Origin of the sequence: Halomonas sp. H10-59, assembly GCF_040070555.1 — a bacterium.
GTDB lineage: Bacteria > Pseudomonadota > Gammaproteobacteria > Pseudomonadales > Halomonadaceae > Halomonas > Halomonas litopenaei.
Window position 1 is genome coordinate 4,320,740 of record NZ_CP098828.1, and the last position, 19,488, is coordinate 4,340,227.

General features: G+C 62.2%; 14 protein-coding genes and 4 tRNA genes. All 18 read right to left on the minus strand.

Annotated features, from left to right (window positions below; all coding sequences use genetic code 11):
- Positions 1 to 113 precede the first annotated feature (113 nt).
- A complete protein-coding gene (tuf, locus tag NFG57_RS18845; protein WP_045990863.1) occupies positions 114 to 1,307 on the minus strand; it encodes an elongation factor Tu in 1,194 nt (397 codons plus the stop codon).
- Between the two features lie 28 nt (positions 1,308 to 1,335).
- Entirely contained in the window at positions 1,336 to 3,456 is a 2,121-nt protein-coding gene (gene fusA, locus NFG57_RS18850) for an elongation factor G (protein ID WP_045990864.1), read from the minus strand.
- Between the two features lie 30 nt (positions 3,457 to 3,486).
- A complete protein-coding gene (gene rpsG / locus NFG57_RS18855; RefSeq protein ID WP_023007554.1) occupies positions 3,487 to 3,957 on the minus strand; it encodes a 30S ribosomal protein S7 in 471 nt (156 codons plus the stop codon).
- 112 nt (positions 3,958 to 4,069) lie between these two features.
- The gene (gene rpsL / locus NFG57_RS18860; protein WP_045990865.1) at positions 4,070 to 4,444 is read right to left on the minus strand and encodes a 30S ribosomal protein S12; all 375 of its coding nucleotides are present in this window, start codon (positions 4,442 to 4,444) and stop codon (positions 4,070 to 4,072) included.
- A 147-nt stretch (positions 4,445 to 4,591) separates the two neighbouring features.
- Positions 4,592 to 8,809, minus strand: a complete 4,218-nt coding sequence (rpoC, locus tag NFG57_RS18865) for a DNA-directed RNA polymerase subunit beta' (RefSeq protein ID WP_045990866.1) — start codon at positions 8,807 to 8,809, stop codon at positions 4,592 to 4,594.
- Positions 8,810 to 8,896: 87 nt separating this feature from the next.
- Positions 8,897 to 12,976 carry a DNA-directed RNA polymerase subunit beta gene (rpoB, locus tag NFG57_RS18870; RefSeq protein ID WP_108133878.1) on the minus strand — a complete coding sequence of 1,360 codons (4,080 nt, stop codon included), beginning with the start codon at positions 12,974 to 12,976 and terminating at the stop codon, positions 8,897 to 8,899.
- Between the two features lie 234 nt (positions 12,977 to 13,210).
- On the minus strand, positions 13,211 to 13,585 hold the full coding sequence (gene rplL, locus NFG57_RS18875; RefSeq protein WP_108133877.1) for a 50S ribosomal protein L7/L12: 375 nt from the start codon (positions 13,583 to 13,585) through the stop codon (positions 13,211 to 13,213).
- An 80-nt stretch (positions 13,586 to 13,665) separates the two neighbouring features.
- A complete protein-coding gene (gene rplJ / locus NFG57_RS18880) occupies positions 13,666 to 14,169 on the minus strand; it encodes a 50S ribosomal protein L10 (protein ID WP_045990869.1) in 504 nt (167 codons plus the stop codon).
- A 253-nt stretch (positions 14,170 to 14,422) separates the two neighbouring features.
- A complete protein-coding gene (gene rplA, locus NFG57_RS18885) occupies positions 14,423 to 15,115 on the minus strand; it encodes a 50S ribosomal protein L1 (RefSeq protein ID WP_045990870.1) in 693 nt (230 codons plus the stop codon).
- A gap of 2 nt (positions 15,116 to 15,117) precedes the next feature.
- Positions 15,118 to 15,549: a 50S ribosomal protein L11 gene (gene rplK / locus NFG57_RS18890; RefSeq protein ID WP_045990871.1), complete on the minus strand. Its 432-nt coding sequence runs from the start codon at positions 15,547 to 15,549 to the stop codon at positions 15,118 to 15,120.
- Between the two features lie 141 nt (positions 15,550 to 15,690).
- Positions 15,691 to 16,224 carry a transcription termination/antitermination protein NusG gene (nusG, locus tag NFG57_RS18895; RefSeq protein WP_045990872.1) on the minus strand — a complete coding sequence of 178 codons (534 nt, stop codon included), beginning with the start codon at positions 16,222 to 16,224 and terminating at the stop codon, positions 15,691 to 15,693.
- 8 nt (positions 16,225 to 16,232) lie between these two features.
- Positions 16,233 to 16,601: a preprotein translocase subunit SecE gene (secE, locus tag NFG57_RS18900; RefSeq protein WP_348814956.1), complete on the minus strand. Its 369-nt coding sequence runs from the start codon at positions 16,599 to 16,601 to the stop codon at positions 16,233 to 16,235.
- Positions 16,602 to 16,673: 72 nt separating this feature from the next.
- A tRNA-Trp gene (locus NFG57_RS18905) sits at positions 16,674 to 16,749 on the minus strand.
- A gap of 143 nt (positions 16,750 to 16,892) precedes the next feature.
- A tRNA-Thr gene (locus tag NFG57_RS18910) sits at positions 16,893 to 16,967 on the minus strand.
- A 41-nt stretch (positions 16,968 to 17,008) separates the two neighbouring features.
- Positions 17,009 to 17,082, minus strand: a tRNA-Gly gene (locus tag NFG57_RS18915).
- A gap of 118 nt (positions 17,083 to 17,200) precedes the next feature.
- Positions 17,201 to 17,284: transfer RNA gene (locus NFG57_RS18920), tRNA-Tyr, on the minus strand.
- Between the two features lie 210 nt (positions 17,285 to 17,494).
- Positions 17,495 to 18,334 carry a type III pantothenate kinase gene (locus NFG57_RS18925; RefSeq protein WP_045990874.1) on the minus strand — a complete coding sequence of 280 codons (840 nt, stop codon included), beginning with the start codon at positions 18,332 to 18,334 and terminating at the stop codon, positions 17,495 to 17,497.
- A complete protein-coding gene (locus NFG57_RS18930) occupies positions 18,331 to 19,383 on the minus strand; it encodes a biotin--[acetyl-CoA-carboxylase] ligase (RefSeq protein WP_108133876.1) in 1,053 nt (350 codons plus the stop codon). The genes NFG57_RS18925 and NFG57_RS18930 overlap by 4 nt, the downstream gene beginning before the upstream one ends.
- Positions 19,384 to 19,488 lie beyond the last annotated feature (105 nt).

The window sequence follows — 19,488 nt, forward strand, 5'->3', positions numbered from 1 at the left end:
CATTCAAAGGATGCGCATTATATGCGCCGCGCCATCGAGAGTCAAACCCTCAATGACGATGCGCAGAAAAGGGGGCTCCTTGCGGAGCCCCCTTCGGTGATCACCGGTCTGATTTAGACCAGGATCTTGGCCACGACGCCAGCACCGACGGTACGGCCGCCTTCGCGGATGGCGAAGCGCAGACCTTCGTCCATGGCGATCGGAGCGATCAGGTTGACGACCATCTGGACGTTGTCGCCCGGCATGACCATCTCGACGCCTTCCGGCAGTTCACAGGTACCGGTGATGTCGGTGGTACGGAAGTAGAACTGCGGACGGTAGCCCTTGAAGAACGGAGTGTGACGACCACCCTCGTCCTTGCTCAGCACGTACACTTCCGCCTCGAACTGGGTGTGCGGAGTGATGGTGCCCGGCTTGGCCAGAACCTGACCACGCTCGACTTCGTCACGCTTGGTACCACGCAGCAGGGCACCGACGTTCTCGCCAGCACGACCTTCGTCGAGCAGCTTACGGAACATCTCGACACCGGTAACGGTAGTCTTGGTGGTGTCCTTGATACCAACGATCTCGATCTCTTCGCCCGGCTTGACGATGCCGCGCTCGACACGACCGGTCACAACGGTACCGCGACCAGAGATGGAGAACACGTCTTCGATCGGCATCAGGAACGGCTGGTCGACAGCACGCTCCGGCTCGGGGATGTAGGCATCCAGAGCCTTGATCAGGTTGGCAACGGCGGTAGTACCCATGCCGTTGTCGTCCTTGCCTTCCAGAGCCATCAGGGCAGAGCCGGTGATGATCGGAGTGTCGTCGCCCGGGAAGTCGTACTCGGACAGAAGTTCACGAACTTCCATCTCGACCAGCTCGAGCAGCTCTTCGTCGTCGACCATGTCGGCCTTGTTCAGGAACACGACGATGAACGGAACGCCAACCTGACGAGACAGCAGGATGTGCTCGCGAGTCTGCGGCATAGGGCCGTCAGCAGCGGAACAGACCAGGATAGCGCCGTCCATCTGGGCAGCACCGGTGATCATGTTCTTGACGTAGTCAGCGTGTCCCGGGCAGTCGACGTGAGCGTAGTGACGCTCCTCGGACTGATACTCGACGTGAGAGGTGGCGATGGTGATACCACGCTCACGCTCTTCCGGAGCATTGTCGATGGTGTCGAACTCACGCCAGTCACCGCCGAACACCTCGGCAGAAACGCGAGTCAGGGCCGCCGTCAGGGTAGTCTTGCCGTGGTCGACGTGACCGATGGTGCCGACGTTGACGTGCGGTTTGGAACGTTCGAATTTTTCCTTAGCCACTGCTATGACCTCTTTCGTTAGCTAACGGTTAACCGTTCTGGTTGATGACGGCTTCAACGACGCTGGACGGCGCCTCTTCGTAGTCCGCAAACTCCATGGTGTAGCTTGCGCGGCCCTGGGTCTGAGAGCGCAGGTCGGTTGCGTAACCGAACATCTCAGCCAGCGGCACGGTGGCGCGAATGACCTTGCCGGAGGAAGAGTCATCCATACCCTGGACCAGGCCCCGGCGGCGGTTCAGGTCGCCCATGACGTCACCCATGAATTCTTCAGGGGTCACGACCTCGACCTTCATCACCGGCTCGAGCAGAACTGCCTTGGCCTTGGGAGCGCCTTGCTTGATCGCCATGGAAGAGGCGACCTTGAACGCGGTCTCGTTGGAGTCCACGTCGTGGTAGGAACCGTCGAACAGCGTTACCTTGACGTCGATCATCGGGTAGCCCGCGATGACACCGTTCTGGAGCTGCTCATAGGCCCCTTTCTCGACGGCCGGCACGTATTCCTTCGGAACCACGCCGCCGACGATCTCGGAAGCGAACTTGAAGTGCATCTCTTCGTCGTCGCCCTTGTCTTCGGCCGTCAACGGCTCGATGCGCAGGTGTACGTGACCGTACTGACCGCGACCACCGGACTGACGAACGAACTTGCCTTCCTGCTCGACGCTCTGACGAATCGTCTCACGGTAGGCCACCTGCGGCTTGCCGATGTTCGCCTCGACCTTGAACTCGCGACGCATGCGGTCAACGATGATGTCGAGGTGAAGCTCGCCCATGCCGGAGATGATGGTCTGGCCAGTCTCTTCGTCGGTCTTGACCTGGAAGGACGGATCTTCCTGGGCCAGCTTGCCCAGTGCAATACCCATCTTCTCTTGGTCAGCCTTGGACTTCGGCTCCACTGCCACGGAGATAACCGGATCCGGGAACTCCATGCGCTCGAGAACGATCTTGTCGTTCAGGTCGCACAGGGTATCACCGGTGGTCACGTCCTTCAGGCCGATACAGGCGGCGATGTCGCCGGCCAGAACTTCCTTGATCTCCTCGCGCGAGTTGGAGTGCATCTGGACGATACGGCCGACGCGCTCCTTCTTCTGCTTGACGGAGTTGTAGACGCTGTCGCCTGACTTCAGCACGCCCGAGTAGACGCGGATGAAGGTCAGGGTGCCAACGAAGGGGTCGGTCGCGATCTTGAACGCCAGCGCGGCGAAAGGCGCACTGTCATCGGCCTCACGGGTCGCGATGGTGCCGTCCTTGTCGTCGAGCTCACCTTCGATCGCCTTGACCTCGGTGGGAGACGGCATGTACTCGATGACGCCATCGAGAACGGCCTGAACACCCTTGTTCTTGAACGCAGAGCCACAGGTGACCAGCACGATCTCGTTGTCGAGGGTACGACGACGCAGACCAGCCTTGATCTCGTCGTTGGTCAGCTCACCCTCTTCGAGGTACTTGTCCATCAGCTCTTCGGACGCCTCGGCGGCGGCCTCGACCATCTGCTCGCGATACTCTTCGGCGGTCTCCTGGAGCTCCGCCGGGATATCGACGAGGTCGTAGTTCATCCCGAAGTTGTCTTCATCCCACAGGATGGCCTTCATCTGGATGAGGTCGATGACGCCCTTGAACTCGTCCTCGGAGCCCCAGTTGATCTGGATCGGCACGACGTTGGCGCCGAGACGATCCTTCAGCTGGTTGACGACCATGAAGAAGTCAGCACCGCTGCGGTCCATCTTGTTGACGAACACCATGCGCGGAACTTCGTACTTGTTGGCCTGGCGCCAGACGGTCTCGGTCTGCGGCTGCACACCGGAGGAGCCACACAGCACGACGACGGCACCGTCAAGCACACGCAGGGAACGTTCGACTTCGATGGTGAAGTCAACGTGTCCAGGGGTGTCGATGATGTTGATGCGGTGCTCATCGAACTGCTTGTTCATGCCCTGCCAGAAGCAGGTGGTCGCCGCGGAGGTGATGGTGATACCACGCTCCTGCTCCTGCTCCATCCAGTCCATGGTGGCGGCGCCCTCATGGACCTCACCGACCTTGTGGGACAGACCGGTATAGAACAGGACACGCTCGGTAGTAGTCGTCTTACCGGCGTCGACGTGGGCCACGATACCGATATTGCGGTAACGCTTAAGCGGAGTCTTGCGAGCCACGATGTAACTCCCGTTGGTTGGCGATGCGCTTTAGAAGCGGTAGTGAGAGAAGGCCTTGTTGGCTTCTGCCATGCGATGCACGTCTTCACGCTTCTTGACTGCCGAACCCTTGCCTTCGGCTGCATCCAGCATTTCGCCAGCCAGACGCTGCACCATGGTCTTCTCGCCACGACGGCGAGCGGCGTCCACCAGCCAGCGCATGGCAAGCGCCTGGCGGCGGGACGGACGGACTTCGACCGGCACCTGATAGGTCGCACCGCCGACGCGGCGAGACTTCACCTCGACCATGGGCTGGATGGTTTCCAGCGCCTTGTCGAAGATTTCCAGCGGCTCTTCATTGGAACGCTCGGCAACCCTGTCCAGCGCACCATAGACGATACGCTCAGCTACGGACTTCTTGCCGCTGATCATCAGGTGGTTCATGAACTTGGCCAGACGCTCGGATCCGAACTTGGGATCCGGCAGAATCTCGCGCTTGGCCGCAACTCTTCTTCTAGGCATGATAAGCCCTCGGTTGAAGGGTCCTTCAGGTAAACCCGAGACTCGCGCTTGGCGGCTCGACCTTACTCTTATCAGACCGGGTCAAACTTGGTAATGGAAAGCGACGCAGCCCTTAGGACTTCGGACGCTTGGTGCCGTACTTGGAACGGCCCTGACGACGGTTCTGGACACCGGAGGTGTCGAGAGCGCCGCGAACGGTGTGATAACGCACACCCGGAAGGTCCTTTACTCGACCGCCACGAATCAGGACCACAGAGTGCTCCTGGAGGTTGTGGCCTTCACCGCCGATGTAGGAGGACACCTCGTAGCCGTTGGTCAGGCGCACACGGCAGACCTTCCGCAGTGCGGAGTTCGGCTTCTTCGGGGTGGTGGTGTAGACGCGGGTGCAGACGCCGCGCTTCTGCGGGCAGGCCTGAAGCGCAGGCACGTCGGTCTTCGCTGCCTGACGCTTGCGCGGCTTGCGCACGAGCTGATTAATCGTTGCCATAGCTGTTAGCTGACTCCAATGGGTTGCCTAAGCCTTTTCACAGTGGCGCGGATACACCCACCCCACTGTTAAAGGCTGCGCATTCTACTGGCTGATGCCAAGGCGCGTCAAGCCCGGAGCCGCAAAGGCTCCAGGCTTTTGCCGACATCAGATCTCGTCGTCGTCCGAGTCCAGCGCGGTGAGCTGGGCGCCCAGCTCCTGCTCGACGTCGTAGGCCGACGGCTGGAGCAGTCGCTCGGTGTCTTCACGCTTGCGACGACGCTCCTCGTGGTGGGTCAGGCCGGTACCGGCCGGGATCAGACGTCCCACCACCACGTTTTCCTTCAGGCCGCGCAGGTAGTCGCGCTTGCCGGTGACCGCCGCTTCGGTCAGCACGCGGGTCGTCTCCTGGAAGGAGGCCGCAGAGATGAACGACTCGGTGGCCAGGCTGGCCTTGGTGATACCCAGCAGCAGGCGCTGGTACTTGGCCGGGAACTTGTCATTGGCCTGGAGCACGGCATTCTGCTCCAGCACACGGACCAGCTCGACCTGATCACCCGGAATGAAGTCGGAGTCACCGGCGTCGGTGATCTCGACCTTGCGCAGCATCTGACGCACGATCACTTCGATGTGCTTGTCGTTGATGCCAACGCCCTGCAGACGATAGACGTCCTGCACCTCGGCCACGATGTACTTGGCCAGCTCGGCGATGCCGAGCAGTCGCAGGATGTCGTGCGGGTTGCTCGGACCATCCGAGATCACCTCGCCCTTCTCGACCGTCTCGCCCTCGAACACCGCGATCTGACGCCACTTGGGAATCAGCATCTCGAAGGGGTCGCCTTCGGACGGGGTGATGGTCAGACGACGCTTGCCCTTGGTTTCCTTGCCGAAGCTGATCACACCGCTGATCTCGGCCAGGATGGACGGCTCCTTCGGCTTGCGCGCCTCGAACAGGTCGGCGACGCGCGGCAGACCACCGGTGATGTCCTTGTTGCCGGACGCCTCCACCGGGATACGCGCGACGATCTCACCGATGCCGATGGACGAGCCATTGTCGACGGTGACGATTGCCTTGCCGGGCAGCGGGTACTGCACCGGAGTGTCGCTGCCGGAGACGGTCACCGGCTTGCCGGCGGCGTCGTTGAGCATGATCATCGGGCGCTTGTCGCGACCGGCCATCGGCCGCGCCGCGGACTCGATGATCTCGATCGAGGACAGACCGGTCATCTCGTCGACGCTGCGGTGCATGGTCAGGCCTTCGTCCATGTCGACGTAGTGCACCTGGCCTTCCGCTTCGGCGACGATCGGGTGGGTGTGCGGATCCCACTTGGCCACGGCCTGACCGGGATCGACCGCATCACCGTCACGCACCGAAAGCTCGGCACCGTAAGGCAGCTTGTAGTACTCACGCTCGCGGCCATGCTCGTCGGCCACCGCCAGGGCGCTGGAGCGCGACACCACGACCAGCTTGCCGTCGGCGCGTTCCACGTACTTGATGTTGTGCAGGCGCACCTTGCCGCCATGCTTGACCTGGACGCTGTCCACCGCAGAGGCCCGCGAGGCGGCACCACCGATGTGGAAGGTACGCATGGTCAGCTGGGTACCCGGCTCACCGATGGACTGGGCGGCGATGACGCCGGCCGACTCACCGATGTTGACCTGGTGGCCACGGGCCAGATCGCGCCCGTAACAGGACGAACACACACCGTGACTGGTTTCACAGGTGATGGTGCTGCGCACGATGATCTCGTCGACGCCCATGGTGTCGAGCTGCTCGCACCAGGCCTCGTCCAGCAGGGTGCCGCGCGGAATCAGCACTTCGTCGGTGCTCGGGTCGATGACGTCCTGAGCGACCACACGGCCGAGTACACGCTGGGCCAGCGAGACGATGATGTCGCCGCCTTCGATGACCGGGTGCAGGGTCAGGCCACGCTCGGTGCCACAGTCGACCTCGGTGATGACCACGTCCTGGGCGACGTCGACCAGACGACGGGTCAGGTAACCGGAGTTGGCGGTCTTCAGGGCGGTATCCGCCAGACCCTTACGCGCACCGTGGGTCGAGATGAAGTACTGGAGTACGTTCAGACCTTCACGGAAGTTGGCGACGATCGGGGTCTCGATGATCGAGCCATCCGGCTTGGCCATCAGGCCACGCATGCCCGCCAGCTGGCGGATCTGGGCGGCGCTACCACGGGCACCGGAGTCGGCCATGATGAAGACGCTGTTGAAGGAGTCCTGTTCGACTTCCTTGCCTTCGCGGTCGATCACGGTCTCCTTGGAGATGCCCGCCATCATCGCCTTGGCGACCTGGTCGTTGGCACGCGCCCAGATATCGATGACCTTGTTGTACTTCTCGCCCGCGGTCACCAGACCGGAGGAGAACTGGTCCTCGATTTCCTTGACCTCTTCCTCGGCCGCCTCGACGATCTCGGCCTTGGCGTCCGGGATGACGAAGTCGTTGACGCCGATGGAGGCGCCGGACCAGGTGGCCAGACGGAAGCCGGTGTACATCAGCTGGTCGGCGAAGATGACCGCGGCCTTGAGACCGGCGCGACGATACACTTCGTTGATCAGCTTGGAGATGGCCTTCTTCTTCATGGCCTGGTCGACCAGATCGAAGGGCACCCCTTGCGGCAGGATGCGGAACAGCAGCGCACGGCCGACGGTGGTGTCACGCAGACGGCGGTGCTCGGAGCGCTCGCCGGTCTCTTCGTCGATGTCGACCTCGTCCAGGCGCACCTTGACGCGGGCGTGCAGCGACACGTTCTGGGTGCCGAAGGCGCGCTCGACCTCGTTGAGGTCGGAGAACACCATGCCCTCGCCCTTGGCGTTGATGCGCTCGCGGGTCATGTAGTACAGACCCAGCACCACGTCCTGGGACGGCACGATGATCGGCTCGCCGTTGGCCGGTGACAGCACGTTGTTGGTGGCCATCATCAGCGCGCGCGCTTCGAGCTGGGCTTCCAGCGTCAGCGGCACGTGCACGGCCATCTGGTCACCGTCGAAGTCGGCGTTGTAGGCGGCACACACCAGCGGGTGCAGCTGGATCGCCTTGCCTTCGATCAACAGCGGCTCGAACGCCTGGATACCGAGACGGTGCAGGGTCGGGGCGCGGTTCAAAAGCACCGGGTGCTCGCGGATGACGTCGGCGAGGATGTCCCACACCTCCGGCAGCTCGCGCTCGACCATCTTCTTGGCGGCCTTGATGGTGGACGCCTGGCCGCTGGCCTGCAGCTTGGAGTAGATGAACGGCTTGAACAGCTCAAGCGCCATCTTCTTGGGCAGACCGCACTGGTGCAGACGCAGGGTCGGGCCCACGGTGATGACCGAGCGGCCGGAGTAGTCGACGCGCTTGCCCAGCAGGTTCTGACGGAAACGCCCCTGCTTGCCCTTGATCATGTCGGCCAGCGACTTCAACGGACGCTTGTTGGAGCCGGTGATGGCGCGACCGCGACGACCGTTGTCGAGCAGCGCATCGACGGACTCCTGCAGCATGCGCTTCTCGTTGCGCACGATGATGTCCGGCGCGTTGAGGTCGAGCAGACGCTTCAAGCGGTTGTTGCGGTTGATCACGCGACGGTACAGATCGTTGAGATCCGAGGTCGCGAAGCGGCCGCCATCCAGCGGTACCAGCGGACGCAGGTCCGGCGGCAGCACGGGCAGCACTTCCATCACCATCCACGCCGGATCGTTGCCGGAGCCCTGGAAGGCTTCGAGCAGCTTCAGACGCTTGGACAGCTTCTTGATCTTGGTCTCGGAGTTGGTCTGCGGGATCTCTTCGCGCAGACGCTCGATCTCTTCCTCGAGATCGATATCCTTGAGCATCGCCTGGACGGCCTCGGCACCCATGCGGGCGTCGAAGTCATCGCCGAACTCCTCGAGGGCCTCGAAGTACTGCTCGTCGTTGAGCAGCTGGCCACGCTCGAGGGTGGTCATGCCGGGATCGACGACCATGAAGCTCTCGAAATAGAGCACGCGCTCGATGTCGCGCAGGGTCATGTCCATCAGCATGCCGATGCGAGACGGCAGCGACTTCAGAAACCAGATGTGGGCGACCGGGCTAGCCAGCTCGATGTGCCCCATGCGCTCGCGGCGCACGGCGGCCTTGGTGACTTCGACGCCGCACTTTTCGCAGATGATGCCGCGGTGCTTCATGCGCTTGTACTTGCCGCACAGGCACTCGTAGTCCTTCACCGGACCGAAGATCTTGGCGCAGAACAGGCCATCACGCTCGGGCTTGAAAGTCCGGTAGTTGATGGTCTCCGGCTTCTTGACCTCGCCAAAGGACCAGGAGCGGATCATGTCCGGCGACGCGAGCGTGATCTTGATCGCGTCGAACTCGTCGGACTGTGACTGCGATTTGAGGACTTTCACCAAATCTTTCATTAGGTCGGCTCCGTTGCGGAGTTGTCATGGGCGGGGAGCTATTGCTCCCCGCGGACCGTCATTCATTGAAGCGCCTTTCGGGCCGCCTCAGCTCTCCAGTTCGATATCGATGCCCAGCGAGCGGATTTCCTTCACCAATACGTTGAAGGATTCCGGCATGCCCGCCTGCATGGTGTGATCGCCATCCACGATGCTCTTGTACATCTTGGTACGACCTTCCACGTCATCGGACTTGACCGTGAGCATTTCCTGCAGAGTGTAAGCGGCGCCGTAGGCCTCCAGGGCCCAGACCTCCATCTCACCAAAGCGCTGACCACCGAACTGCGCCTTGCCGCCCAGCGGCTGCTGGGTGACCAGCGAGTAGGAGCCGGTGGAACGCGCGTGCATCTTGTCGTCGACCAGGTGGTTGAGCTTCAGCATGTACATGTAGCCCACCGTCACCGGACGATCGAACGACTCGCCGGTACGCCCGTCGTACAGGGTCATCTGGCCGGAATCCGGCAGATCGGCCAGCTTCAGCAGGTGCTTGATCTCGTGCTCCTTGGCACCGTCGAACACCGGCGTCGCCATCGGCACGCCCTTCTTCAGGTTCTTGGCCAGCGCGATGATCTCGTCATCGGACAGCGACTCGATCTCCTCGACGCGGGTACCCTGGGTGGAGTTGTAGACCTCACCGAGGAACTCTCGCAGCTGAGTGAGCTGCTGCTCGCGGGCGTCACGCAGCATGTGCTCGATCTTCACGCCGAGACCGCGGGCCGCCATGCCCAGGTGCGTCTCGAGGATCTGACCGACGTTCATCCGCGACGGTACACCCAGCGGGTTCAGCACCACGTCGATGGGCTCACCGTTGTCGTCGAACGGCATGTCCTCAATCGGCATGATGGCCGAGATGACACCCTTGTTACCGTGACGGCCGGCCATCTTGTCACCCGGCTGCAGGCGACGCTTGATCGCCAGGTAGACCTTGACGATCTTGAGCACGCCCGGCGCCAGATCGTCGCCCTGGGTGAGCTTGCGCTTCTTGTCTTCGAAACGCTCGTCCATTTCCTTGCGACGGTTCTCGAGCTGCTCGTCGGCCTGAGCCAGCAGTTCATTGAGCTTCTCGTCCTGCATGCGCAGCTTGAACCACTGCTGACGCGGCAGCTCCTCGAGATAGTCCTCGGACAGCACATCATCCTTGGACAGGCGCGGACCACCGTTGACCGGCTGACCGGACAGGGTGCGCTTGAGACGCTCGAAGGTGGCGTCCTCGGCGATGCGGTAGGTCTCCTGCAGGTCCTTGCGCACCTCGTCGAGCTGCATCTGCTCGATGGACAGAGCGCGCGAGTCCTTCTCGACGCCGTCGCGGGTGAACACCTGAACGTCGATGACGGTGCCCTTCATGCCGGTGGGGGCACGCAGGGAGGTGTCCTTCACGTCGGACGCCTTCTCACCGAAGATCGCACGCAGCAGCTTCTCTTCCGGGGTCAGCTGGGTCTCGCCCTTGGGCGTGACCTTGCCGACCAGGATGTCGCCGGCGCCGACCTCGGCACCGATGTACACCACACCGGCCTCATCCAGCTTGCCCAGTGCCGATTCACCGACGTTGGGAATATCGGAGGTGATCTCCTCCGGCCCCAGCTTGGTGTCACGGGACACACAGGTCAGTTCCTGGATGTGGATGGTAGTGAAACGGTCTTCCTGGACCACCCGCTCGGACAGCAGGATGGAGTCCTCGAAGTTGTAACCGTTCCACGGCATGAAGGCGATGCGCATGTTCTGGCCAAGCGCCAGGTCACCCATGTCGACGGACGGACCGTCGGCCAGGATGTCACCACGCGCGACGTTGTCGCCGGGGCGAACGATCGGACGCTGGTTCTGGCAGGTGTTCTGGTTCGAACGCAGGTACTTGGTCAGGTTGTAGATGTCGACACCGGCCTCACCGCCGATGATCTCGTCTTCGTTGACCCGCACCACGATGCGCTTGGCGTCGACCGAGTCGATCACGCCGCCACGACGGGCCACGGCACAGACACCGGAGTCACGGGCGACGAAGCGCTCCATGCCGGTACCGACCAGCGGCTTGTCGGCACGCAGGGTCGGCACCGCCTGACGCTGCATGTTGGCACCCATCAGGGCGCGGTTGGCGTCATCGTGCTCGAGGAACGGAATCAGTGCGGCGGCGACGGACACCACCTGGCGCGGAGACACGTCCATCAGCGTCACCTGTTCGGGACGCATGAAGGTGGTCTCGCCGCGATGACGCACCTGAACCAGGTCGTCGACCAGCTTCTTGTCGGCGTTGACGGTGGCCGAGGCCTGGGCGATGACGAAGTCACCTTCCTCGATGGCCGACAGGTGCACCACCTCGTCGGTGACCACGCCATCCACGACCTTACGGTACGGCGTCTCGAGGAAGCCGTAGCTGTTGGTGTGGCTGTAGGTCGCCAGCGAGTTGATCAGGCCGATGTTCGGACCTTCCGGCGTCTCGATCGGGCACAGACGGCCGTAGTGGGTAGCGTGAACGTCACGCACCTCGAAACCGGCGCGCTCACGGGTCAGACCACCCGGGCCGAGAGCAGACACACGACGCTTGTGGGTCACCTCGGACAGCGGGTTGTTCTGGTCCATGAACTGGGACAGCTGAGAGGAGCCAAAGAACTCCTTCACCGCAGCGGCCACCGGCTTGGCATTGATCAGGTCCTGAGGCATCAGGCCTTCGCTCTCGGCCATGGACAGACGCTCCTTGACCGCGCGCTCGACACGCACCAGGCCGACACGGAACTGGTTTTCTGCCATTTCGCCGACGCAGCGGATGCGGCGGTTGCCCAGGTGGTCGATGTCGTCGACATCGCCAAAGCCGTTACGGATGTTGATCAGCTCGCGCAGCACGTCGAGGATGTCGGTACGATCCAGCACACCGGAACCGGTGTCGGAATCACGACGCAGACGACGGTTGAACTTCATCCGGCCGACGCCGGACAGGTCATAGCGGTCTTCGCTGAAGAACAGGTTGTTGAACAGCGTCTCGGCGGCTTCCTTGGTGGGCGGCTCGCCGGGGCGCATCATACGGTAGATCTCGACCAGCGCCTCGAGCTGGGAACCGGTGGTGTCCAGCTTGAGGGTGTCGGAGACGAAGGGACCGCAGTCCAGATCGTTGGTGTAGAGCGTCTCGATGGTGGTGATGCCGGCCTGACCGAGGGCCTCGAGCAGCTCCGGGGTGATCTCGGAGTTGCAGGGGCAGATCAGCTCGCCGGTGGCAGGGTTGATCTGGTCCTTGGCCAGGGTCTTGCCGAACAGGTAGTCCATCGGCACTTCCAGACGCTCGAGACCCGCCTTCTCCAGCTGGCGGATATGCTTCTGGGTGACACGACGCCCCTCTTCGACGATGACCTCACCGTCGGCGCCCTTGATGTCAAAGGTCGCGGTCTCGCCACGCAGGCGAGACGGCACCAGCTCCACCGAGAAGCCAGACTTCTCGATATGGAAGGTGCTGGTGTCGAAGAACTCGTCGAGGATCTCCTCGGCGCTCATGCCCAGCGCGCGCAGCAGCACGGACGCCGGCAGTTTGCGACGACGGTCGATACGCACGAAGACGTTGTCCTTCGGGTCGAACTCGAAGTCCAGCCAGGAGCCGCGGTAAGGAATCACGCGAGCGGAGTACAGAAGCTTACCGGAGCTGTGGCTCTTGCCCTTGTCGTGATCGAAGAACACGCCGGGACTACGGTGAAGCTGAGACACGATGACGCGCTCGGTACCGTTCACCACGAAGGTACCGTTCTCGGTCATCAGGGGGATCTCCCCCATGTAGACTTCCTGCTCCTTGATGTCCTTGATGGCCTTGTTCGACGACTCCTTGTCGTAGATGATCAGGCGAACCTTGACACGCAGAGGAGCGGAGTAGGTGACGCCGCGCAGCTGGCATTCCTTGACGTCGAAGGCCGGAGTGCCGAAACGATAGCTGACGTACTCGAGCGCAGCGTTGCCGGAGAAGCTCTCGATCGGGAACACGGACCTGAAGGCGGCGTGCAGGCCGACTTCCATACGCTCTTCGGGAGAGCGGTCCTGCTGGAGAAAGTCGTAGTAGGAATCAAGCTGGATGGCCAGCAGGTAAGGCACATCCATCACTTGGGGCAGTTTGCCGAAATCCTTGCGGATGCGTTTTTTCTCAGTGTATGAGTAAGCCATCTGTATTCCCCAGCTTGTTCACCATGGGTGACCGATGCGTGTCGGCGCCACCCGACGGACGGTCTCCGTCAGGCGCTGACGGCAAGTCCTCGGATGAGTGACTCGCCGTCGGAATTCTGCAAGCTACAGGCCCTTGGGGGCAGGCAGCTAGTGACAACAGAAAAAGGCCGGTAGCGGGCGTCCCGCCACCAGCCGTGGAAGCTTACGCAGCGCGTAAAGCCATGGGCACAAGGATTACTTGAGCTCCACGGACGCGCCGGCTTCTTCCAGCTTCTTCTTGGCTTCTTCCGCGTCGTCCTTGCTCATCGCTTCCTTGATGGTCGCCGGCGCGCCGTCGACGGCACCCTTGGCTTCCTTCAGGCCGAGACCAGTGATCTCGCGGACGGCCTTGATGACGTTGACCTTCTTGTCGCCAGCGGAGGTCAGCACCAGGTCGAACTCGGTCTGCTCTTCGGCAGCGGCGGCTTCGCCACCAGCGCCCGGGCCAGCCACGACAGCAGCAGCGGCGCTAACGCCGAACTTCTCTTCCATGGCTTCGATCAGCTCGACGACTTCCATGACGGACATGTCGGAGACGGCGTTGATGATATCTTCTTTGGTCAGTGCCATTGTCTAGATTCCTAACTTTGCGGGCGTCTCGGTCACCCGAGAACGCGAAATGGATCGTGGTCGGTCGACAGGACGACGCCTTAAGCGGCTTCTTCCTGCTTCTGGTCGCGCAGCGCAGCGAGAGTACGAACCAGCTTGCCGGCAGAAGCTTCCTTCATGACGGACATCAGCTTGGCGATCGCCTCATCGTAGGTCGGCAGGGTCGCCAGACGGTCGATATCGCTTGCCGGGATCAGCTCACCTTCATAGGCCAGCGCCTTGACTTCGAAGTTCTTCTCATCCTTGGCGAACTCCTTGAACAGACGAGCGGCAGCGCCCGGATGTTCGTTGGAGAAGGCCAGCAGAGTCGGACCAACGAAGGTCTCTGACAGGCACTCCCAGGGAGTACCGGTCAGGGCGCGGCGTGCCAGGGTGTTGCGCACAACACGCACCTGGACGCCATTCTCGCGAGCCTGCTTGCGCAGTTCGGTCATCTTGTGGACCGCGACGCCGCGAGAGTCGGCAACTACGACGGAGAGTGCATCCTTGGCGACTTCACTGACCTCGGCAACAATTGCCTTCTTGCCTTCGAGTGCTAGTGCCACTGTGATCACTCCTTCGTGCCGGAACCCGAGGGCTCCGATGGTTACCATCTCCCCTTCCGTAGAAGAGGGGCTTCAATGATGGTGCTCACCAGATGCCTGGCGGCAACACCATCTGCGCAGGTGCCCGGGGGCGATTAAGCCGCCGGCAGACCCGAAGGTCAGGCGGCGGCGCCTGCGGTCTTTGACGGTGCCCCGCCGGCCGGGTGAATCACCCGGCACGGGGACCGCAAAGTGTCTTGCCTGTTGTGTCGCATCACACCAGCGCGGAGTGATCGACGGTCAGACCCGGGCCCATGGTGGTGGACAGGGTCATCTTCTTGAAGTACACGCCCTTGGAAGTGCTCGGCTTGAGCTTCTTCAGGTCGGCGAGCAGCGCATCCAGGTTGCCCTTGATGGCGTCGGCTTCGAAATCGACCTTGCCCAGGGTGGTGTGGATGATGCCGTTCTTGTCGGTACGGAAACGCACCTGACCGGCCTTGGCGTTCTTGACGGCGGTAGCGACGTCGGGGGTCACGGTGCCGACCTTGGGGTTCGGCATCAGGCCACGCGGACCCAGGATCTGACCCAGCTGGCCGACGACACGCATGGCGTCCGGCGAGGCAATGACCACGTCGAAGTCGAGCTGGCCTTTCTTGACCTGCTCGGCCAGGTCGTCCATACCGACGATGTCGGCACCGGCTTCCTTGGCGGCTTCTTCGTTGGCACCCTGGGTAAAGACGGCAACGCGCACGTCCTTGCCGGTACCGTTGGGCATCACGGTCGCACCGCGAACCACCTGGTCGGATTTACGCGGATCGACGCCCAGGTTGATGGCGACGTCCAGCGACTCCTTGAACTTGACGGTGGACAGCTCGGAGAGCAGGGCCACGGCCTCGTCGATGGAGTAGACCTTGGTGGCGTCAACCTTGTCGCGAATCTGCTTTGCGCGCTTGGTAAGCTTTGCCATGATCAGAGACCCTCCACGTTGAGGCCCATGCTGCGGGCGCTACCGGCAATGGTACGCACCGCGGCGTCGAGATCGGCAGCCGTCATGTCCGGCTCCTTGGTCTTGGCGATCTCTTCGAGCTGCTCGCGGGTCACGGTACCGACCTTCTTCTTGTTCGGCTCACCAGAGCCGGACTTGATGCCAGCGGCCTTCTTCAGCAGCACCGCGGCGGGCGGTGTCTTGGTGACGAAGGTGAAGCTGCGGTCGGAGTAGACGGTGATGACCACGGGAGTCGGGAGACCCGGCTCGATGTTCTGCGTCTCGGCGTTGAACGCCTTGCAGAATTCCATGATGTTGACACCGTGCTGACCCAGCGCGGGACCCACGGGGGGACTCGGGTTGGCCTTACCAGCTGCAACCTGCAGCTTGATGTAAGCCTGTACTTTCTTGGCCATGATGGACTCCAGTTGGGTAGTAGCGCCTTGCGGCTCCCCGGACAAAACGGCCGCCCCTCGAGGCGACCCCTACGCACTGAAAACTTTCAGCACATGACGGCGGGCCTGCCTGAGCAGACCCACCGTAAGAAACTTGTCGACCTACTCCTTCTCGACCTGGGAAAACTCCAGCTCGACGGGAGTGGCGCGCCCGAAGATCAGCACACTGACCTGCAGACGACTCTTGTCGTAGTTGACCTCTTCGACCACGCCGTTGAAATCGGCGAAGGGGCCATCGATGACGCGCACCGACTGACCGGGCTCGAACATGGTCTTGGGACGCGGCTTTTCGGCCCCATCCCTGACGCGACTGAGAATGGCGTCGGCCTCGCGCTGAGTGATCGCCGCCGGCTTCTCCTTGGTCCCGCCGATAAAGCCCATGACACGGGGCGTCTCGTTGACCAGGTGCCAGGTCTCGTCGACCATTTCCATCTCGACCAGCACGTAGCCGGGATAGAACTTGCGCTCACTCTTGCGGCGCTTGCCGTCACGCATCTCGACGACTTCTTCGGTCGGCACCAGAATCTCACCAAAGAGATCTTCCATGCCGTGCATCTTCACACGCTCGATCAGCGAGCGCATGACGTGCTTCTCGAAGCCGGAGTAGGCGTGGACGACGTACCAACGCTTGGACATGAAGACTCCTAACCGATGACGCCGGACATCGCCCAGCTGAGCAGCGTGTCGATCAACCAGAGCAGCAGCCCGACCACCAGCACAGCCACCAGCACGATGGCGGTGGTCTGGATGGTTTCGGGGCGCGTCGGCCAGACGACACGTTGAATTTCCTTCCTGGCGCTCTGCGCCAGCTCCACCAATTCACGCCCCTTGGTGGTGGTCAATGCGACCAGGGCAGCAACGACAGACAGGGCAACAACGCCCAGAACACGATACAGAAGCGGCTGGTCGGCAAAGTAGGTGTTGCCAACGACGGCCAGCACCAGAAGAACGGCGACAACCGCCCACTTGAGCCCGTCGTGGCGCGACTCCTGCACCTCGGCGTTATGCTTCATGAAAACGAGACTCCTCAGGGCGCGGCAATCGAAACACGAAAGTATATAAAAAACTGCCAGCCTGGGGAAGACTGGCAGGCCAGGAGGGAATCGAACCCCCAACCTGCGGTTTTGGAGACCGCTGCTCTGCCAATTGAGCTACTGGCCTGTACTCGATGCAAACCACCCTTTGCGGGCAGCCTCTGCAACAGCGGGCGCAATGATAGCGAAACGGATCTCGCCTGGCAACCCCCTCCGCCCTGCAGACGCGGCGGAGAAAGAAAAAGCGAGCCTAGGCTCGCTTTTCTTAGATGGAGCTCATGGACGGATTTGAACCGTCGACCTCACCCTTACCAAGGGTGTGCTCTACCCCTGAGCTACATGAGCGCACTCTTCGGCAATCCAACTACTTCACATTGCCTAAACTCTGGAGCGGGCAGCGGGGATCGAACCCGCATCATCAGCTTGGAAGGCTGAGGTTCTACCATTGAACTATGCCCGCAAAATCGGTACTAAACCTTCTTTGCTGAAGCAAAGCCCACCGAACCCAAACCAGCCTGGCAGCGTCCGACCGCCTGCTCCGCATCAACCAGAAACCACAACTCTGGTCGATCAAAATCTGGTGGAGGGGGAAGGATTCGAACCTTCGAAGCTTTCGCGGCAGATTTACAGTCTGCTCCCTTTGGCCACTCGGGAACCCCTCCAACTGGCGACGTATTTTATCGCCCTGCTCCGAGAAGTCAAGTGGTTGTTTTAAAAGAATCAAGCTGTACGCAAAATTCTTACAACCTGTCTCGACGGCAGCCTGCAACCCGCGGGTCGCTGTACCTCGGAACGCGGCGCATTGTGTCAAAGCAGAATGGATAACGCAAGGCTTCCATAGGCTTTTTTTACGGCGCACCGGAAAACCACGGTCACAGCAGCATCGAAAACGCCAGGCCCGCACGGATCTTTTCCAGCGCCACCGGAGCCGGTGGCACCGGCGCCCCCGCCATCTTGCCGGCACGTTCTGCTGCCGTCAGAGGGAAACACGCTTCAAGGCCGGCGTAGACCATGTCCGGCCAGATCGCGTGGGGTACGCGAATACCACGAGACACCACCCTGGCATCGCCGCCGGTGACCAGCATGGGTAGCGCCACCCCTTCACGATCACAGACCTCGCTGTAGATCCGATTGACCGCGCTGACAGCGGCCATGTAGATACCGTGATTGACCGCCTCTACCGTGCGCCGCCCAGGAGCGAGCAGCTCGTCTGCCTCGCTGTCCGGGTCGATGGCCACGTTGCGGGTGCCCAGCTTCAGGCTTTCTTTCATCAGACGCAGCCCCGGCAGGATGTACCCCCCGAGATGACGCCCGCCTGGCAGCACGAAGTCGATGGTGATGGCACTGCCACAGTCCACCGTGCAGCTGGCACCGGCGAGCTGATAGCCCGCCAGCACCCCCATCCAGCGATCCACGCCCAGTCGACCCGGCTCGTGATAGCCGTTGGTGACGCCCAGCGCTTCGTGGCAGGAGCGCGCCACGTGCACCGAACGCACCCGGTCCTTGAGCAGCGACTCGGTCTGCGCCAGCACCGAACGCCTCGCTACACTGGAAATGCGCACCGTCTCGACCACGTCGAGGTCGGGAATGTCCGACCCGGGCTTCCACTCCTCCCGGGTCCACACCGCGCCCCTGGAGCGAATCTCGCTGCTGTCAGCGTCCTTCAGGCGCCACTTGGACAGGGTATTGCCGATATCCAGATCAAGAATCATGGGCGAGCCCGCACGCTGATCTCTCCTCCCACCAGGCGCTCTTGCCGCTCTCCGTCAATGCCCTTGCGCACCCAGAGATTGCCACTGCCATCCACGTCTCCTGCCTGGGCCAGCTCGCGCTGCTCCCCTCGAATGATCTCGATGTCCCAACCGGCAAAGGCGTGACGTGCGTTCCAGGCGTCGCGCCAGGCATCGAACCCCTGCTCCTCGAAACCTGCCAGCATGCCCAGCAGACCGTCCAGCAATTCGGCCGCCAGCACGTTACGGGATAGCCCCGGAGCCTGATCATGCACACAAGCGACCGGCTGATCGATCTTCGCCCGGAAGCTCTCCGGCAGATCCACGTTGATGCCCATACCGAGCACCACCTCGCAGGGGCCAGCGGCGTCACCGCTCATCTCGACCAGAATACCGGCCAGCTTGCCAAAGCCTTGCTGACCCGCCCCCTGCCCGGTCGCTCCCTGCTCATCCAATCCTTGCTGAGCCGATCCTTGCGGCCCCAAGGGCAACAGCACGTCGTTGGGCCACTTCAGCCCGGGCTTGAGCCCATGGCGCTCCAGCACCTGGGCCAGCACCACACCGATGGCCAGGCTGAGGCCTTCCAGGGCAGCGACACCCGAATCGAAGCGCCAGCCCACGGAGCACATCAGCGTGCGCCCCCAGGGGGTCGTCCAGGTGCGCCCGCGCCGCCCACGGCCGGCGCTCTGCTGTTCGACCAGGCAGGCCTCAGCGTGCCCTGCTCCCTGACGAAAACGCTCGCGCAGGAACTCGTTGCTCGAGGGCAGGGTGTCTTCCACGAAGAGGCGCGAGAGGTGCCGACGCGACTCGCGTGACAGCGCGGCCACCACCGAGGGCCCATCGAGCAGCTCAAGGGGTTCGGCTAGCCGATACCCCTGCCCCTTGACCGCCTCCATGGGGATGCCGAGATCCTCAAGCTTGCGCAGCTGCTTCCACACCGCCGCCCGCGACACGCCCAGCTTTTCCCCCAGCTGCTGGCCGGAGTGGAACTCGCCGTCACTCAACAGCCGAATCAGCTCACCAATGGTCATCCCTCGCCCCTTCCACGGGAAAAGGGCATAGTCTATCGAATGTCGCCTGTCGCCGGAAATCCACGCGTCTGCAACACGTCTGTGGGGAACCAGCCACCAGGCCGG